This is a genomic window from Armatimonas sp., from assembly GCF_043760365.1.
Lineage (GTDB): Bacteria > Armatimonadota > Armatimonadia > Armatimonadales > Armatimonadaceae > Armatimonas.
Map to the genome: position 1 here is coordinate 1 of NZ_JAYUPA010000106.1, position 2,302 is coordinate 2,302.

The 2,302-nt window shown below is 61.4% G+C and carries 1 protein-coding gene; it reads right to left on the bottom strand.

Translation table 11 applies throughout. The features are described 5' to 3' along the window. Positions 1-101: 101 nt before the first annotated feature. A partial coding sequence (locus tag ACH2EH_RS02870) for a caspase family protein (RefSeq protein ID WP_395138759.1) occupies positions 102-2,302 on the bottom strand: 2,201 nt, incomplete at its 5' end.

Here is a 2,302-nt window from a genome sequence, read left to right on the forward strand (position 1 = left end):
TCAGGTAGCCCAGCGCGAGTTTCTTAGAGTTTTGTTGCATCATGCCACCCAGTCTAGCAAGCTTCCGTTACGACAGCGTTACAAAGCAAACAAACAAAATACTACTTATTCGCCAGCGGGAAGTTAACACCGCGTCCATAGCGAACGGGGCGCTGATCCCGGTTACGTAGCTCTTTTGCCAGTGCGGGCACGCGCTGCTCGGCGTAGGCGAGCAGGGAAACCACTTTGACGAGGCTCTCGCTCGGGGCGGCTTTCCCCCGTAGTCCCTCCAGCATGGCGTAGGTCAGGATGCCATGCCCCAGCGCTTTCACCTCGCTGGCGTACTGCTGGCTGGTGGAGGCCGTGAGGATATACAGCCCCTGCGCCCGTGCGAGTAGTGCAAGCTGCCGCTGCTCCTGCGCCCCGCCCGTCGAGGTGCCATTAAGCGCCGCACCGGACTTACAGGCATCGTAGACAATCAAGATCCGCCGCGCACCGATCTGCGAGATCAGTGCATCGAGCTGGTCGCCACTGATCCCATACTTTCGAACGTTGTTTTTATCGCGCATAAAACGCATCTCGGCGGGCAGGAAGTAGAAGCTTTGAGCGGCGTTTTCCACCTCATCATCGGCGGGTTTTGCGGCGGCGGTCTCGCCGTGCCCTGCTAGATAGATCACCACGATATCGCTAGGCTTCGACTCGGTTGCTAGGTTTTTCAACGCGGCTTCGATACTCTGCCTCGTGGCTTTCTCATCGAGCAGCGAAGTCACTTTGACTCCCGAAAAGAGGTTTTTTTGGCCTTCAAAGAACTGCCCAAAAGCCTCGGCGTCCGGGCGGGCGTACTCCAGGTTCATGGCGGGGTCTTCGTACTTATTGATGCCCACGCTCAGCACCCGAAGCACCGGCTTTGCCATTGCCGTTGCCGTACTCACCAGGCGCACCTCGGCGGGTTGACTCTCCAGATTCGTGCGCGAGTAGGCCACCGCGCGAAGCCGATTCTCGCCGGGCTCCAGCGCGATGGTAAAGGTGCTTGTTCGCGCATTCTGCACGGTTCCGGCTCCCGAAAGGCTGCTGTCGCCCCCGACGAGCCGCCCGTTGTGGTAGAGGCGCAGGGCACGAACCCCACCGCCGTTCTGCTCGGTCGCTTTGACGGTAATCGTCACTTCGGCAGCACTGGTTGTACCGGTTGGCGGGGCAATGAGCTGCACTTGAGGCGGTGCACCCTGGGCGAGTGCGGCCTCGGGCGAGAGCGGGTTTACCCCTTCCTTTCCGGCGAGAACGAGCTGCACCAGGCCCGGACGATAGAAACGCTCGGCGAACTGATCCAGGCTGTAGGTCTTGGTGCCATTGGAGAAATAGACTTTCTCAATCGCCCCTTGCGAGCCGTCGAACGCGCCCTCGGGGGTGTAGGCCAGCCAGTCGCCGCCCTCCAGCATCAGAAAGCTGAGGCGGGTCTTGCCGCTCAGGTCGCGTACACGAAGACTGCCATCGTTCTGTGCCGTCAGCAGATGCTTACCGTCGGGTAGGAGCGTGGGGGCGACCTGCCCCCCCTCGCGAACGCCCACCCCATCGAGCTTGCTGAGCACTTGCTGGCGCTGCCCGCTGCTCGCGTTCCACAGGCTCCACTCGTCTTTGCTGGAATCGAAGACCAGCGCTCGCGCGTCGCCGGGCGAGACGATAATATCACTGAGGCCCGCTGTAAATAAAGGCTCCCAGACGTGCGACAGACGCCCCGTACTCACCTCGCGGCGCACCACTGTTGCTCGGGTATCGGAAACGCTCCTGATCTCCACAGGGATCAGCGCGGCTTTCCCACCGTCCACAAAGACGGGAAGGGGATAACGCATCTGGCTCAGAGACTCCCCCTTCCACCGGTCATCCCTGAAAGGAGGGGTCTGGGAGAGACGGGCACCGCTCTGCGCGTCGTAGGTCGCAAATCCCCCCGTTTTAACTTGAGTCACAAGCTGGTTTTGGTCGTTAAACGCCGCTCTCGCCTCTTCGTCAAGATCTGAAAGACGCGCACGCTCCCGTCCTGATTTCGCATCGAGCAGGCGGCCCAGGCAGTACAGCGACGCTCCATCGGGGCTGAGTGCGAGCGAGGCGCGCACAGTGAAGCCGGGCTTTAGGAACAGCGGCCCGGAGAGGGTGTTCGTCTCCAGATCCAGCCGCCGCAGCTCCGCGCGGTCGTACTGCGGGTTCCACGCCACCAGATAGATCGTCTTGCAATCTGCCGTGTAAACCGCGTCCAAGAGCGCCGCGACATAATCCGTCCAGAACAGTGTCTGCCCCGTGCGAGGATCCATGACGCGCAGGCTCCCCAGCC